The sequence below is a fragment of the Bacillus sp. AFS017336 genome (assembly GCF_002555445.1).
Taxonomy (GTDB): domain Bacteria; phylum Bacillota; class Bacilli; order Bacillales; family Bacillaceae_G; genus Gottfriedia.
Window position 1 is genome coordinate 13728 of sequence record NZ_NUCO01000025.1, and the last position, 16350, is coordinate 30077.

General features: G+C 34.7%; 17 protein-coding genes. 16 read left to right on the forward strand and 1 reads right to left on the reverse strand.

Annotation, left to right across the window (positions count from 1 at the left end):
- The first annotated feature begins 12 nt into the window (after nt 1–12).
- The 5 genes from mnmG to CN601_RS15780 all read left to right on the forward strand — a co-directional run bounded on the left by mnmG (nt 13) and on the right by CN601_RS15780 (nt 5301).
- Entirely contained in the window at nt 13–1899 is a 1887-nt protein-coding gene (gene mnmG, locus CN601_RS15760; protein WP_098119086.1) for a tRNA uridine-5-carboxymethylaminomethyl(34) synthesis enzyme MnmG, read from the forward strand.
- Between the two features lie 21 nt (nt 1900–1920).
- Nucleotides 1921–2640 carry a 16S rRNA (guanine(527)-N(7))-methyltransferase RsmG gene (gene rsmG / locus CN601_RS15765; protein ID WP_098171592.1) on the forward strand — a complete coding sequence of 240 codons (720 nt, stop codon included), beginning with the start codon at nt 1921–1923 and terminating at the stop codon, nt 2638–2640.
- An 85-nt stretch (nt 2641–2725) separates the two neighbouring features.
- Nucleotides 2726–3583: a nucleoid occlusion protein gene (noc, locus tag CN601_RS15770; protein WP_098119084.1), complete on the forward strand. Its 858-nt coding sequence runs from the start codon at nt 2726–2728 to the stop codon at nt 3581–3583.
- Nucleotides 3584–3710: 127 nt separating this feature from the next.
- On the forward strand, nt 3711–4472 hold the full coding sequence (locus CN601_RS15775) for a ParA family protein (protein WP_025568951.1): 762 nt from the start codon (nt 3711–3713) through the stop codon (nt 4470–4472).
- Nucleotides 4465–5301 (forward strand): ParB/RepB/Spo0J family partition protein, encoded by an 837-nt coding sequence (locus tag CN601_RS15780; RefSeq protein ID WP_098119083.1) that lies wholly within the window; start codon nt 4465–4467, stop codon nt 5299–5301. Before CN601_RS15775 ends, CN601_RS15780 begins: the two co-directional genes overlap by 8 nt.
- Before the next feature lie 99 nt (nt 5302–5400).
- On the opposite strand, the gene yyaC is transcribed toward CN601_RS15780, so the two are convergent.
- The gene (gene yyaC, locus CN601_RS15785; RefSeq protein ID WP_098119082.1) at nt 5401–5988 is read right to left on the reverse strand and encodes a spore protease YyaC; all 588 of its coding nucleotides are present in this window, start codon (nt 5986–5988) and stop codon (nt 5401–5403) included.
- Nucleotides 5989–6181: 193 nt separating this feature from the next.
- On the opposite strand from yyaC, the gene CN601_RS15790 reads away from it, so the two are divergent.
- From CN601_RS15790 to CN601_RS15840, 11 genes are all read left to right on the forward strand, one after another.
- Nucleotides 6182–7078, forward strand: a complete 897-nt coding sequence (locus CN601_RS15790; RefSeq protein WP_098171593.1) for a mechanosensitive ion channel family protein — start codon at nt 6182–6184, stop codon at nt 7076–7078.
- Nucleotides 7079–7115: 37 nt separating this feature from the next.
- Entirely contained in the window at nt 7116–7313 is a 198-nt protein-coding gene (locus CN601_RS15795; RefSeq protein WP_098119080.1) for a DUF951 domain-containing protein, read from the forward strand.
- A 159-nt stretch (nt 7314–7472) separates the two neighbouring features.
- Nucleotides 7473–8573 (forward strand): redox-regulated ATPase YchF, encoded by a 1101-nt coding sequence (gene ychF / locus CN601_RS15800; protein WP_098119079.1) that lies wholly within the window; start codon nt 7473–7475, stop codon nt 8571–8573.
- A 129-nt stretch (nt 8574–8702) separates the two neighbouring features.
- Entirely contained in the window at nt 8703–8993 is a 291-nt protein-coding gene (gene rpsF, locus CN601_RS15805) for a 30S ribosomal protein S6 (RefSeq protein ID WP_098171677.1), read from the forward strand.
- 33 nt (nt 8994–9026) lie between these two features.
- Nucleotides 9027–9512 carry a single-stranded DNA-binding protein gene (ssb, locus tag CN601_RS15810; RefSeq protein ID WP_098171594.1) on the forward strand — a complete coding sequence of 162 codons (486 nt, stop codon included), beginning with the start codon at nt 9027–9029 and terminating at the stop codon, nt 9510–9512.
- Nucleotides 9513–9593: 81 nt separating this feature from the next.
- A complete protein-coding gene (rpsR, locus tag CN601_RS15815; RefSeq protein ID WP_056467298.1) occupies nt 9594–9827 on the forward strand; it encodes a 30S ribosomal protein S18 in 234 nt (77 codons plus the stop codon).
- A 131-nt stretch (nt 9828–9958) separates the two neighbouring features.
- Entirely contained in the window at nt 9959–10885 is a 927-nt protein-coding gene (locus CN601_RS15820; protein WP_179865576.1) for a YybS family protein, read from the forward strand.
- Between the two features lie 85 nt (nt 10886–10970).
- Nucleotides 10971–12947, forward strand: coding sequence for a DHH family phosphoesterase (locus CN601_RS15825; protein ID WP_098119076.1), 1977 nt, complete (start codon nt 10971–10973; stop codon nt 12945–12947).
- Entirely contained in the window at nt 12944–13387 is a 444-nt protein-coding gene (gene rplI / locus CN601_RS15830; RefSeq protein ID WP_098119075.1) for a 50S ribosomal protein L9, read from the forward strand. The genes CN601_RS15825 and rplI overlap by 4 nt, the downstream gene beginning before the upstream one ends.
- Before the next feature lie 27 nt (nt 13388–13414).
- Complete coding sequence (gene dnaB / locus CN601_RS15835; RefSeq protein WP_098119074.1) at nt 13415–14776, forward strand: replicative DNA helicase; 1362 nt, start codon at nt 13415–13417, stop codon at nt 14774–14776.
- Between the two features lie 220 nt (nt 14777–14996).
- Nucleotides 14997–16286: an adenylosuccinate synthase gene (locus tag CN601_RS15840; protein ID WP_098119073.1), complete on the forward strand. Its 1290-nt coding sequence runs from the start codon at nt 14997–14999 to the stop codon at nt 16284–16286.
- Nucleotides 16287–16350 lie beyond the last annotated feature (64 nt).

The window sequence follows — 16350 nt, forward strand, 5'->3', positions numbered from 1 at the left end:
GGAGGAGAAAAAATGAGTTTTGAAGCAGGCAATTATGATGTAATCGTTATTGGCGCTGGTCATGCTGGATGTGAAGCTGGATTAGCGTCTGCTCGTATGGGTGCAAAAACATTAATGCTAACAATAAATCTTGATATGGTAGCATTTATGCCATGTAATCCATCGGTAGGTGGACCTGCCAAGGGGATCGTTGTACGTGAAATTGATGCGCTCGGTGGCGAAATGGGTCGAAATATCGATAAAACGCATATTCAAATGAGAATGTTAAATACAGGAAAAGGCCCTGCTGTACGTGCTTTACGTGCACAAGCAGATAAATTTGCCTATCAACATGAATTAAAGAAGACGATTGAAGATACGGAAAACCTAACACTAAAACAAGGACTAGTTGAACGACTAATTGTGGAAGATGGACAATGCACTGGAGTAATTACACAAACTGGGGCTATCTATCGTTCGAAGACAGTTGTTATTACAACTGGTACATTCTTACGCGGAGAAATTATTGTAGGAGAATTAAAATACTCAAGCGGGCCTAATAATCAACAACCGGCGATTAAGCTTTCTGAGCATTTAGAGGAATTAGGAATTGAACTTGTTCGTTTTAAAACAGGTACGCCTCCACGTGTAAATAGTCATAGTATTGATTACTCAAAAACAGAGATACAACCAGGAGATGAAGTGCCTCGCGCGTTTTCGTTCGAAACAGAACCAGTTGAAACTGAGCAAATTCCTTGTTGGTTAACATATACGAGTGAAAATACACATCAGATCATCGACGATAACTTACACCGTTCGCCGATGTATTCTGGTATGATTAAAGGAACAGGACCTCGTTATTGTCCTTCAATTGAAGATAAAGTTGTCCGATTTAATGATAAACCGAGACATCAAATTTTCTTAGAGCCAGAAGGTAGAAATACTCAAGAAGTGTATGTTCAAGGTTTATCGACTAGTTTACCTGAAGACGTACAAGAAAAAATGCTGCGTTCGATTGCAGGTCTAGAAAATGTTCAAATGATGAGAACTGGATACGCAATTGAATATGATGCAATTGTTCCTACACAATTATGGCCGACATTAGAACTTAAACCAATTAAGAACTTATATACTGCAGGTCAAATTAACGGTACATCAGGTTATGAAGAGGCAGCTGGCCAAGGTTTAATGGCAGGTATTAACGCTGCATGTCGTTCTTTAGATAAAGAAGAGTTAATTTTAGATCGCTCTGAAGCATACATTGGCGTTTTAATAGATGACCTAGTAACGAAAGGGACAAATGAACCATACCGTCTTCTTACTTCTAGAGCGGAATATCGCTTATTACTACGTCATGATAATGCAGATTTACGTTTAACGAAAATAGGTAAAAAACTTGGCCTAATATCTGATGAAAGATATGCTGAATTTGAACAAAAGAAAATGTTAATTGAGGAAGAAATAGAACGTTTAAAAACTACTCAATTAAGACCAACCAAAGAAGTACAGGAATTAATTGCTCAAAATGGTGGTAGTGAACTAAAAGATGGAATTAAAGCGGCTGATCTTCTACGTCGACCTGAAATGCTTTATGGACATATAGAAACTGTTTCTCCATCTGAAAAAGAGTTACATTCAGATGTAAAAGAGCAAGTTGAAATACAGATTAAATATGAAGGCTATATTGAAAAGTCACTTAATCAAGTAGAACGTATGAAGAAAATGGATTTAAAGAAAGTCCCTGAAAATATCGATTATCAAGCTATTCATGGCCTTGCTACTGAGGCAAGACAAAAGCTTGAGCAAGTGCGTCCATTATCAGTTGGTCAGGCTTCTCGTATATCTGGTGTTAATCCTGCAGATATTTCAATCCTACTTGTTTATTTAGAACAAGGAAAAATTGCAAGAATATCGAACTAATAATAGATAGGGGAATTACTAGTGAATAAAGAACAATTTATCGCTGCACTTAAAGATAAAGGGATTCAATTATCAGAATTTCAATTAAAACAATTTGATATATATTTCCACACATTAGTTGAGTGGAACAATAAAATGAACTTAACTGCTATTACAGAAGAAGAAGAAGTGTATTTAAAGCATTTTTATGATTCGATTAGCGCTTCCTTCTATTTCAATTTTGATGATGAGATGACTATATGTGATATTGGTGCAGGAGCGGGCTTCCCTTCTATTCCAATTAAAATATGTTTCCCATCTATCCGTCTAACAATCGTTGACTCCCTTCAAAAAAGGATTACATTTTTAAATCATTTAGCGAAGGAATTACAATTAGAAAATGTAACATTTATTCATGATCGAGCTGAAACTTTTGCTAAAAGACCTGGTATGAGAGAATCTTTTGATGTTGTAACAGCCAGAGCTGTTGCTAGAATGTCAGTTTTAACTGAACTATGCTTACCACTCGTTAAACAAGATGGCTACTTTGTTGCACTAAAAGGTGCTGCGGGCCATGAAGAGTTAGATAAAGCGGAGTATGCAATTAAAACTCTTGGCGGAAAAGTTAAATCTATTAATCATTTTACTCTTCCAGGCGAAGATAGTGATCGAAATATTGTTATAGTAGAAAAGAAACGTAAAACACCAACTAAGTACCCTCGCAAACCGGGTACTCCAGGTAAAGAACCGTTAGAAATTTAATATGATAAACTAACAAATGTTTCACGTGAAACATTTGTTATGTTTATTCTATTGTGAACGAAATTCTAAAAGGGTGGGAATCACATTGAAAAGCACATTATCTAGGTTATTTGGCTTATCAGAAAAGGAAAATGATGATATTCAGGATTCTGCTTCAAGTAATGAAGTTATACGCCAAATTCCAGTATCAGAAATTGTACCGAATCAGTATCAGCCTAGAACATTCTTTGATGATGAAAAAATTAAAGAATTAGCGCTAACGATTCGAACTCATGGCATTATTCAACCAATTGTCGTTAGGGAAATTAGACCAAAATTTTATGAAATAATTGCCGGGGAAAGAAGATTCAGGGCAGTTTCATCTTTAGGTTGGGACACAATTCCTGCAATTGTAAAGGCGTTTAATGACACAGAGACCGCTTCTGTTGCTCTGATCGAAAATTTACAACGTGAAGAATTATCTCCTTTCGAAGAAGCTGTCGCTTACCAAAAATTAATTGATTTACATAACTTAACCCAAGAAGCACTAGCTCAACGATTGGGCAAAGGTCAATCGACTGTTGCAAATAAATTAAGATTATTGAAACTTCCCGGGGAAATACAACAGGCCTTATTGGACAAGTCAATAACGGAACGTCATGCTCGAGCTCTTATTCCATTAAAGCTACCACAATTACAAATAACTCTTCTTCACGAAATAATTGAAAAACAATTAAATGTAAAACAAACGGAAGATCGAGTAGTAATGTTACTTACAGAAACGACAGAAAAAAAACCAAAGCCTAAACGGAAATTCAAAGCTATTAGTAAAGATATTAGAATAGCGATGAATACGATCCGAGAGTCTTTACAAATGGTCACTAAAACCGGTATGAATATTGATAGTCAAGAAGAAGAACATGATGAGTATTATCAAATAACAATTAAAATTCCAAAGAAATAAGATTTAATTCACCCTTTTTCAGTGGTGAATTTTTTTTATCCATTTTTAAATCTAAACACAATGATGATTCTATTCATGGTAAAATAGAAAATAAGAATTGTTTGTTGTGGAAGGAGTAGATTACATAGTGGTTAAAGTAATCTCTATAGCTAATCAAAAAGGTGGTGTTGGCAAGACTACAACATCTGTTAACTTAAGTGCCTGCTTAGCTCATTTAGGAAAAAAAGTATTACTGGTCGATATAGATCCTCAAGGTAATGCAACTAGTGGTATTGGAATTGAAAAAGCTGATGTTAATCAGTGTGTGTACAATGTATTAGTTGATGATGTAGAGGCGAAAAATGTCATTTTAAACACTGCTATTCCAAATTTCGATATTATTCCAGCAACAATTCAACTTGCTGGAGCAGAAATTGAGTTAGTACCTACTATTTCAAGAGAAGTACGATTAAAACGTGCCTTAGATACTGTAAAAGGTAACTATGATTATATTTTAATAGATTGTCCTCCGTCATTAGGGTTATTAACTTTAAATTCGTTAACCGCATCTGATTCTATTATTATTCCAGTACAGTGCGAGTATTACGCACTTGAAGGATTAAGCCAATTATTAAGTACAGTCCGTTTAGTTCAAAAACATTTAAATAAAAATTTAGCAATCGAAGGCGTGTTATTAACAATGCTAGATGCTCGTACAAATTTAGGGCTTCAAGTTATTGAAGAAGTAAAAAAATATTTTCAAGATCGCGTCTATAAATCAATTATTCCAAGAAATGTACGCTTAAGCGAAGCACCAAGTCACGGTAAACCGATCATTACATATGATCCAAAGTCTAGAGGTGCAGAAGTTTATCTCGATCTAGCAAAGGAAGTGATTGATAATGGCTAAAGGTTTAGGCAAAGGTATTGGAGCATTTTTTCAAGATATTAATCAACAAGAAGAGTTAGTTCAAGAAATTGAACTTAAAGAACTTAGACCTAACCCATATCAGCCTCGCAAAGTATTTGACGAAGCAGCGATGTTAGAGTTAACTCAATCTGTGATTGAACATGGAATTCTTCAACCAATCATAGCTAGAAAAAGTATAAAAGGTTTTCAAATTGTTGCTGGAGAAAGACGATACCGTGCAGCAAAAAACGCAGGTCTAAATACAGTACCAGTTATTGTTAGAGAACTTTCCGAAGAACAAATGATGGAGTTAGCTGTATTAGAAAATTTACAGCGAGATGATTTAAATCCTCTAGAAGAAGCTGAAGCATATCAAACCTTAATTGAACAATTACATTTAACTCAAGAGCAATTGGCAAAGAGACTTGGCAAAAGTCGACCTCATATTGCCAACTATTTAAGAATCTTAACATTACCCAACTCTGTTCAAAAGATGGTTGAGGAAGGCACTCTCTCTATGGGACATGGAAGAGCACTTCTAGGCCTTAAGCGAAAAGGATTAATCGAAAGTACTGCATTAAAGGTAATCGAAAAAAATCTTAGTGTTCGTGAGGTTGAAGCACTAGTTAATGATTTAAATGAAAATGTTTCACGTGAAACACCAAAGAAAACTTCAAATAAGAACGTATTCTTTAGTGAGTATGAAGATGTTTTACAAGAAAAGTTTGGGACCTCAGTTAAAATAAAGTCAGTTAAAGATAAAGGGAAAATAGAAATTCAATTCTTTAATAAAGAAGATTTGGAAAGAATCCTTTCAATTATAAAATAAGTCATTATTAGGGAATATTAACTGTGTTGGCTCATCCGATGCATTTAATATTCCCTTGCTTTTTATTGTTTTATAATTGAAAGTTATTATTCTATTACACTAAAATTCTAATTGGCACGCATGTCTTGTTTCAGTTTCTTTTATTGAATTTGCAATAAACTTAGCCATCTTCATAACGAGACTTAGCCTAGTGTTTTGTAGAACATAGAATTCCATAAACCCACTAACATTTACTACTCCAGTTAAATTAATCTCACCAACCAGAGGTAATTCTTTCTTCATAGCGGCGCCAGGTTTTAGTGGTCCATTGGATAAACGTACACTGCCAATACTTTTCACGCGACCTAAGCATGCGTCTACAGCAACAATAAACGGATTGTTATACTTCCCTTTAATTCTTTCGAGCTGTTCTGAAAGATTTAACGCATGAATTGGCTCATCGAGAGTACCATAATAACGAAACCTACTTAAGTTTAATTCTCCTAACATAGTTCCAACTAGAGGACCTAGTGAGTCTCCAGTAGAACGGTCAGTTCCAATGCAAACAAAAACAATTTCCTTATTGTGTAAACTTGGAAGCGACTTACATAAACGATCTGCAAATCGATTAATAGCGTTATCATCATCTAAAAACACTGAATAGTCATCCTTAAATAGGTTACGCAAAGGATTTGCCGAAAATTGCATAATATCGCCTACTTTTCATTTAAGAGAGTAGTATTAGTTTATGCAAAATTTAAACAATTTATACTTTAGTCACCAAATCTTTGTTATTAAATTAAACTATTATTACATTTGTTTATATTTGTAGTTTTAAAATGACAATTCGTTTAGTATTACGTTTGAAGTCATTTGAAATAAAATAGGGGGAAAGCATAAAATGAATAACGCGGCGGATACAATAGAGACAGCCGAAAAGACAATTAAACAAAGTATGTTAACGCCAGAACAATGGGACACCATTTTTCGTTCGTCAATAAAAATAGCCTTAATTATCATAGCTTCAGTTTTGGCTGTGAAACTCGGAAGAAAGTTAATCCGTAATCTATTAAAGGTCAATGCTAGGGGTCCATTACAAGTATCAGAAAGAAGATCTGTAACACTTATAAAGCTGATGGAAAATATAATTGCCTATGTAGTATTTTTTATTGCTGCCTTGACCATTCTTCCGATATTTGGAGTTGAAATTAAAGGGCTTTTAGTTGGGGCCGGAATTGGTGGTGTAGCAATCGGTTTTGGTGCACAAAGCTTAGTAAAAGATATCATTTCTGGATTTTTCATTTTGTTTGAAGATCAGTTTTCAGTTGGTGACTATATAAGAATTCAAACCTTTGAAGGAACGGTACAATCAATTGGATTAAAGACAACAAAAATTAGAAGCTCAACTGGTGAACTTCATATTATTCAAAATGGAATGATTACGGAAGTAACCAATTTTTCATTACATAATGCAGTTGCCTTAGTAGATATTAGCATTTCATATGAAGGCGATATTGAACACGCGCAAAGTGTAATTGAAGAACATTTAGAAACAATGCCAGATCGATATGAAGATATGGTAAAGGCTCCAGAGTTTCTTGGAATACAAAATTTAGGGCCAACAGAAGTAACATTACGAATCGCTTCGGAAGTTAAAGCTATGACACAGTTTAAAATTTCTAGAGCAATTCGAAAAGAAATTAAGGAAGTACTTGCAAGAAATAACATAGATATGCCGTATCCAAAAATGGTATTATATAAACAACCAGAAACTAAAAATGAAAATGCGAATGTATAGTTTGTATGCTACTATTTTAAGGATGTGAAATTTTAGCGTGGAAGAAAAATCTTTTAATCTAAACGATATAGTTGAAATGAAAAAACCTCACCCATGTGGTGAGAACAGATGGAAAATTATTCGAATGGGTATGGATATTCGTTTAAAGTGTGAGGGGTGCGAGCATAGCGTGTTGATACCACGCCGAGAGTTCTCCCGAAAATTAAAAAAGGTTTTAGTTCGAGCTGAAGAGTAGGCCGACTTTTAAAATCAAAGGGGTATCTAGTAGAGCAATTTTAAGGAATGCTCATATTAGATACCTTTCGTATGTTTAGAAATAATATTTCCTTGTTATTTTTTTTCGAAATCAATATAATTGTGAAAGATTAACTAAGTTCGTATAGGAGTGGAAAATATGCCATTAACAGCAGGTATCGTAGGTTTACCAAACGTAGGAAAGTCGACATTATTTAATGCAATTACACAAGCTGGTGCTGAATCAGCAAACTATCCTTTTTGTACAATTGATCCAAACGTAGGTGTAGTAGAAGTACCGGATTATCGTTTAGACAAATTAACTGAATTAGTTCAGCCTAAAAAAACTGTTCCAACAACTTTTGAATTTACTGATATCGCAGGAATCGTAAAAGGTGCAAGTAAGGGTGAAGGTTTAGGAAACAAGTTTTTATCTCATATTCGTGAAGTAGACGCAATTTGCCAAGTAGTTCGTTGTTTTGCAGACGATAATATTACTCACGTATCCGGAAAAGTTGATCCAATTGCAGATATTGAGACAATTAACTTAGAGTTAATTCTTGCAGACTTAGAATCAGTTGAAAAACGTATTGATCGTGTAGCAAAATTAGCAAAGCAAAAAGACAAAGATGCATCTTATGAGCATGAAATTTTAGTGAAATTAAGAGATGCATTTGAAAGTGATAAGCCAGCTCGTTCAGTAGAGTTTACAGAAGAGCAAATGAAATTAGTAAAAGGATTACACTTATTAACGACAAAACCAATGCTTTACATTACAAACGTTGGCGAAGATGATCTTGCAGATTCTTCAGATAACGAATATGTTGAAAGAGTAAAAGCATTTGCAGCAGAAGAAGGTTCACAAGTAATTGTAATTAGTGCGAAAATTGAAGAAGAAATTGCTGAGCTAGATGACGAAGAAAAGCGCACATTCCTTCAAGAGCTAGGGATTGAAGAATCAGGTTTAGATCAATTAATTCGTGCAGCTTATTCTTTAATAGGACTAGCTACTTATTTTACAGCAGGTGTACAAGAAGTAAGAGCTTGGACATTCAAAAAAGGCATGAAAGCTCCACAATGCGCTGGCGTAATCCATACTGACTTTGAACGTGGGTTTATCCGTGCAGAAACAGTTTCATATGAAGATTTAGCGAATTACGGTAACATGACTTCAGCAAAAGAAGCTGGTAAAGTACGTTTAGAAGGTAAAGAGTATATTGTTCAAGACGGAGATGTAATGCACTTCCGTTTCAATGTTTAATAAATAAGCAACTCAATTATTGATTTGCTATCTAAAAAAAACTATGCTATAATTTTAACTCGTGAGTGATTAATAAAATTGCTCCTTGCCCTTAATTGGGCCGTTAGACCAAAAGGAGGTGACATTGTGATGAATAAATACGAAATCATGTACATCGTTCGTCCAAACATGGAAGACGAGGCACAAAAAGCATTAGTTGAGCGTTTCAACAGCGTTTTAACTGAACAAGGTGCAGAAATCACAAACGTTAAAGAGTGGGGTAAACGTCGTTTAGCTTATGAAATTAACGATTTCCGTGATGGACACTACATGCTTGTAAACGTTTCTGCTAAATCAGAAGCTGTACAAGAATTCGATCGTTTAGCGAAAATCAGCGAAGATATCATCCGCCACATCGTTATTCGTGAAGAAGAAAAATAATATTTTTAAAAGCTTTAGGGAGGTAGGAATCAGATGATTAATCGTGTTGTACTTGTAGGTCGCCTAACAAAGGATCCAGATTTACGTTATACGCCAAGTGGGGTTGCCGTGGCAACATTTACTCTAGCGGTGAATCGTACCTACTCAAATCAGCAAGGCGAAAGAGACGCAGATTTTATTAACTGTGTAATCTGGAGAAAACCTGCTGAAAACGTAGCAAACTTCTTGAAAAAAGGAAGTTTAGCTGGTGTTGAAGGTCGTATTCAAACTAGAAGTTTCGATGGTCAAGATGGTAAGAGAGTATATGTAACTGAAGTTGTAGCCGACTCTGTTCAATTCTTAGAACCAAGAAATGCGTCAGGTAACCAAGGTGGTTCATTCGGTTCGAACCAACAAAATCAAGGTTTTAACGCTGGAAATCCTTTCGAAGCACCATCTCAAAAGCCTAGCTTTAATGATGATCCATTTGGTGGGACAAGCAAAACGATTGATATTACTGATGACGATCTTCCTTTCTAAATAATAAAAACAAGGTAATGCCGAACGAAAAGCATTACTAAAAAACAAATTTTTAAGTAGAGGAGGGAAATAACAATGGCAATGGGTGGACGTAAAGGTGGACGCGCTAAACGTCGTAAAGTTTGTTACTTTACTTCAAATGGCATCACTACAATCGACTTCAAAGATACTGAGTTATTAAAACGTTTCGTTTCTGAGCGTGGTAAAATTTTACCTCGTCGTGTAACTGGTACTTCTGCGAAATACCAACGCAAATTAACGATCGCGATCAAACGCTCTCGTCAAATGGCTTTATTACCATACGTAGCTGAATAAGCTGCATAATAAAAAGTACAGCATTCTCGTGCTGTACTTTTTTTGTATTTATGAAAAAATAAATTTTATGGTAAAATAAGAAATAGTATGCTTATCGTAAATAAGTAGAAGTAGTTGAAAGGAGCTAAATTTTGAAATCAACCCGCTTTATTACTGAAGGTGCAGTACTCTTAGCAATCTATTCAGTACTGTTACTAATATTTAGGTTCGTACCATTTCTCTCATTAATAATGGCTTTCCTTATGCCACTGCCATTTATTATTCTTAGTATTAAATATACAATCAAAGAGTCACTTCTAATATGTTGTGTGGCACTTGGATTGACACTTGTTATTACTTCCTTCTCTTTACTCCCTGTTACTTTAATGTATTCGACAGTTGGAATTGCAATTGGGTATTTAATAAAGAATGAGAGAAGTAAAGGCGAGATTTTACTTACTAGTACCTTTTTATATTTAATACATACCGTACTTCTGTACATACTATCTAAAGCAGTTTTTCATATTGACATAGTTAAACAGAATATTGATCTGCTAACGGAAGCAATTGAAAAAAGTAAGGAACTTAGTGCCAGCCTTGGTACAAAAACTAATGATGATGCTTTAAATAATCTTATTAATACTATTAAGTTAGTCCCTACATTGCTCCCTTCGTTACTATTAATGACTAGTTTTATACTTGCCTTCTTAACTCAGTTAGTAACCTTTCCATTAATAAGAAGACTTGGTTATAAAATTCCAAAATTCAAACCTTTTAGAGAGTTTAGGCTCCCTGTAGGATTTATGTGGATCTTTTTAATCGTAATGTTTGTTTCATTTTTTCAGTTAACACCAGGTAGTTTCCTCAATACCGCAGTCACTAACATGATTTTTGTTCTTCAGATTTTACTTGTCATTCAAGGGTATGCATCAATATATTATTTTAGTTATTTAAAACAGTTTTCTAAAGCGATCCCAACGACTATTTTGATTGTGAGTCTTTTTGTCCAAGCATTAACTAGTATAGTTTTATTAATTGGAATCGTTTCAATTGGAATATTTAATAGAAGAAGAAATTAATATTTCACATGTGCTATTTAACTGATTATGTGCGAATAATCTTTAATATGGAAGTTAGATTTTATTTGATTTAGGGGTTGAACTTATGCAAGATTTTCATAAGAAACAGATGTTTCTTATACCCGTCTATCTTTTAACTGCTCTTTCAATATTTCTCATCGGAACTGTAGTCTATATAAAACCTAACATAGGGATCATTTTTATCATTATTTTTTTATGCGTGATATTTCTGGTTGTTAAATTAGAGATAAAATATCGCTATGTTTTAGATATGTATATAGAATCAATTATGTCGAGAGTAAGGAATTTAAGTAACGAAGCAATTACAGAAATGCCAATTGGAGTATTACTTTACGATAGAGAGTACCATATTGAATGGGGCAACCAGTATATTTTAAATATTTTAGACGATCGTTCACTGATTGGTAAACACATATATGATCTATCTGAAGGTTTAATGGCTTTAATTTCAAAAAAAGAGAAAAAAGAAGATGTATTAATAATAAATAAAAGAACGTACCGTGTAGTAATTAAAAGAGAAGCGCGTTATATTTATTTATTTGATGTAACTGAACAGGCCCAGTTGGAAAAATTATATGAAGATCAAAGAACAGTAATCGGAATTATTTTACTAGATAATTACGATGAAATGACACAGGGATTAGATGACCAAGAGCGTTCAAGTGTAAATGGTGCAGTAACAACTATGTTAAATAGTTGGGCTAACAACCATGGGATTTTCTTAAAGAGAGTGTCATCAGATCGATATAGTGCAGTCTTAAATGAAGGTATTCTTGGCGTATTAGAGAATAATAAATTTTCCATTTTAGATCAAGTAAGAGAAGAAACAACTAAACGAAATTTACCACTTACGCTAAGTGTTGGCGTCGGTGTTGGAAGTTTAAACTTAACGGAGCTTGGCCAACTTGCACAATCTGGTCTGGATTTGGCACTAGGGCGTGGGGGGGACCAAGTAACTGTTAAAAACATTAATGGAAAAGTAAAATTTTTCGGTGGGAAAACAAACCCAGTCGAGAAGAGAACAAGAGTTAGAGCAAGAGTGATCTCTCATGCTTTAAGAGATTTAATGAAAAGTAGCGCTAATGTTATGATAATGGGTCATAAGTTACCGGATATGGATGCACTTGGTTCAGCGGTCGGTATCTTGAAAATGGTCATGCATAATGAAGTGGATGGCTATGTCGTAATTAATAAAGACGAAGTAGATCGAAGTGTTAATCGTTTGATGAGGGAAATGGGCAAAAACGAACAATTTATGTCTTGTTTTATTTCATCTGAAAAAGCAAAGGAACTTATTTCTGAAGATACATTAATAATCGTAGTGGATACTCATAGACCAACAATGGTTGAAGAAGAATCACTTTTAGATAAAACAGATAAAATAGTTGTTATAGACCATCACCGAAGAGGCGAGGATTTCATTAAAGACGCAATTTTAGTCTATATGGAGCCATATGCTTCCTCTACTGCAGAATTAGTTACTGAGTTATTAGAGTATCAGCCCAAGAAAATTAAATTGAATATGCTTGAGGCAACAGCTTTACTCGCAGGTATTATTGTTGATACAAAAAGTTTCACTTTCCGAACAGGGGCTAGAACATTTGATGCAGCGTCATACTTGCGAACTAATGGAGCAGATACAATTCTAGTACAAAATTTACTAAAACAAGATATGAATGAATATATACGCAAAGCAGAATTAATTGAAGAGGCCTATATGTACAAAAACGGCTTTGCAATTAGTTATGGAAAAGATAATGTGAATTACGAACAAGTATTAATTGCAAAAGCTGCAGACACCTTATTAACGATGACTGATGTCATTGCGTCGTTTGTAATTGCAAAAAGATCGGATAATATTGTTAGCATTAGCAGTCGTTCATTAGGTAATATAAATGTACAATTGATAATGGAAGAGCTAGGCGGAGGCGGTCATTTAACCAATGCAGCCGCACAAATTGAATCTTCTTCAGTTAAAGAAGTAGAACAGAGCTTATTGGAAATAATTGATCAATACATTGAAGGGAGAACGAACAAATGAAAGTAATTTTCTTAAAAGATGTAAAAGGAAAAGGTAAAAAAGGGGAAACTAAAAATATTGCAGATGGCTATGCGAGCTTCTTAATCAAAAATGGAGACGCAGTTGAGGCTACTGCAGGTAACGTAAAAACGCTTGAAGCGAAAAAAAATAAAGAAGTAAAAGATGCACAAATTGAATTAGAAAATTGTAAAAAACTAAAAGAGAACATTGAAGCATTAACTGTTGAGTTAAAAGCTAAGTCTGGTGAAGGTGGTCGTCTTTTTGGCTCGATCACAAGTAAACAAATTGCAGATGAGCTTCAAAAAGTACATGGTATTAAATTAGATAAGCGCAAGTTTGAAATGAATGATGCAATTAGAGGACTTGGCGTTACAAACATTAAAGTAAAATTGCATCCTGAAGTTAGTGCAACTTTAAAAGTACACGTAAAAGAACAATAAGAAAAACAAGCATCTGGAGGACTATAAATGAGTGATTTGCTAAATGATCGTACTCCACCACAGAATATAGAAGCTGAACAGGCAGTATTAGGGGCCATATTGTTAGACTCAGAGGCTTTAATCTCAACTTCAGAACGGCTTTTACCAGATGACTTTTATCGGGCTGCCCATCAAAGACTATTTGAAGCGATGCTTAAGATTGCTTCAAGAAATGAACCTCTAGATGTTATTACACTAACTTCTGAACTGGCTAATCAAGGAGTGCTAGAAGAAGTAGGAGGAGTATCATACTTAAATGATTTGTTGGCTTCAGTACCAACGGCATCTAACGTTGAATATTATGCGAAGAGCGTTGAAGAAAAATCTACTTTAAGAAAATTAATTAGAACGGCTACAAATATTGTGACGGAAAGCTATGCGCCAGATGTCCCAGTAGATGTCGTTTTAAATGAAGCTGAAAAAAGTATTTTACAAGTATCACAGCGCACAAGCGTTTCAGGCTTTCAAAGCATTAAAGATGTAGTATTTACTACATTTAGTAAAATTGAGACATTGTTTAATCAACGTGGTGAAACCACAGGTGTGCCAACAGGCTTTACTGATCTAGATCGTATGACTGCAGGTTTTCAGCCAAATGATTTAATCATAGTAGCAGCCCGACCTTCAGTAGGTAAAACAGCCTTTGCGTTGAATATTGCACAAAACGTAGCAACAAAAACAGATGAAAACGTAGCTATCTTTAGTCTAGAGATGGGGTCAGATCAACTTGTTATGCGTATGCTTTGCGCAGAGGGGAATATTAACGCACAGGCATTGCGTACAGGTAATCTCGAACAAGAGGACTGGAATAAGCTCACAATGGCTGCTAGTAGCCTTGCAGGAACAGGTATCTATATTGATGATACACCTGGTATAAGAGTAAATGACATACGAGCTAAGTGTAGAAGATTGAAACAAGAGCATGGTTTAGGTATGATCTTAATTGATTATTTACAGCTAATTCAAGGTAACGGAAAAAGCGGCGAAAATCGTCAACAAGAAGTATCCGAAATTTCGCGATCACTTAAAGGACTGGCGAGGGAACTAAAGGTGCCACTAATAGCCTTATCTCAGCTGTCACGTAGCGTAGAATCGAGACAGGATAAACGTCCGATGATGTCTGATATTCGTGAATCGGGAAGTATTGAGCAAGATGCTGATATTGTTGCATTCTTATACCGTGACGATTACTATGATAAAGAATCAGAGAATAAAAATATTATTGAAATCATTATTGCTAAACAAAGGAATGGTCCAGTAGGTACCGTTTCATTAGCATTCGTAAAAGAATATAACAAGTTCGTAAATCTAGAACGAAGGTTTGAAGATGAGCATGCACCTGGTGCTTAGCGGAAACCATCTAAAAAATAATCACATAGTGAATCTATGTGATTATTTTTTTTTGTTAGGGTAAACTATTTTTATTAAATTCTTTATTTAAGTAATTACGAACAAATAAAACTTAGAAAAGAAATAATTCAAGAGATTTATTGACAAATTCCGTAAGTTTGATATACTAGTTTTGGTTTTAGTTCGGAAATAGCGTATTTTTAATCGGAGGTGCAGTACATTGTCATCAGTAGTAGTAGTTGGTTCTCAATGGGGAGACGAAGGAAAAGGAAAAATTACTGACTTTTTATCACAACAAGCAGAAGTAGTTGCTAGGTATCAAGGTGGTAACAATGCAGGTCATACAATCGTTTTTAATGGTGAAAAGTACAAACTTCATTTAATTCCATCAGGTATTTTCTTCTCAGATAAAATCTGTGTAATTGGAAATGGTATGGTTGTAGATCCTAAAGCTTTAGTTCAAGAGCTAGCATACTTACATGATAAAGGTGTTTCAACTGATAACTTACGTATTAGTAACCGTGCTCACGTTATCTTGCCTTATCATTTAAAACAAGATGAGCTAGAAGAAGAGCGTAAAGGTGATAATAAAATTGGTACTACTAAAAAAGGTATTGGACCAGCTTATATGGATAAAGCTGCTCGTGTAGGAATCCGTATGGCAGACCTTTTAGATAAAGAAGAGTTTTACGATAAATTAAAGCGTAATCTTGAAGAGAAAAATAACTTATTTGAAAAAATGTATGATTCTAATTCATTAAATATTGAAGACATTTTTGAAGAATATTATGAGTTCGGACAACAAATTAAAAAATACGTTTGTGATACTTCTGTTGTATTAAATGATGCAATTGATGGTGGAAGACGTGTATTATTTGAAGGTGCTCAAGGTGTAATGTTAGACATTGACCAAGGTACATACCCATTCGTTACTTCTTCTAACCCAGTTGCAGGTGGAGTAACAATTGGTTCTGGTGTTGGCCCAACAAAAATTAATCACGTTGTTGGTGTATGTAAAGCTTATACTACTCGTGTTGGTGAAGGTGCTTTCCCAACTGAGCTATTCGATGAAATCGGAAATACAATTCGAGAAGTAGGTCGTGAATACGGTACAACTACTGGAAGACCAAGACGTGTTGGTTGGTTTGATAGCGTAGTAGTTCGTCATGCTCGTCGAGTTAGCGGTATTACTGATTTATCACTTAACTCTATTGACGTATTAACAGGTCTAGAGACTGTGAAAATTTGTGTAGCATACAAATTCCGTGGAGAAACAATCACTGAGTTCCCAGCTAGCTTAAAACAGCTTGCAGAATGTGAACCAGTTTATGAAGAACTTCCAGGTTGGACAGAAGATATTACAGGAGTAAAAACACTTAATGAACTACCAGTAAATGCGAGACATTATGTAGAACGTGTTTCACAATTAGTAGGTATTCCGTTATCTGTATTCTCTGTAGGTCCAGATCGTAACCAAACTAATATCGTACGTAACGTTTACGGAGCTTAATATAATAAAAAAGCCCTTAAATAAAACTTTTAAGGGCTTTTATTATTTTATTTTAAAAAAACTA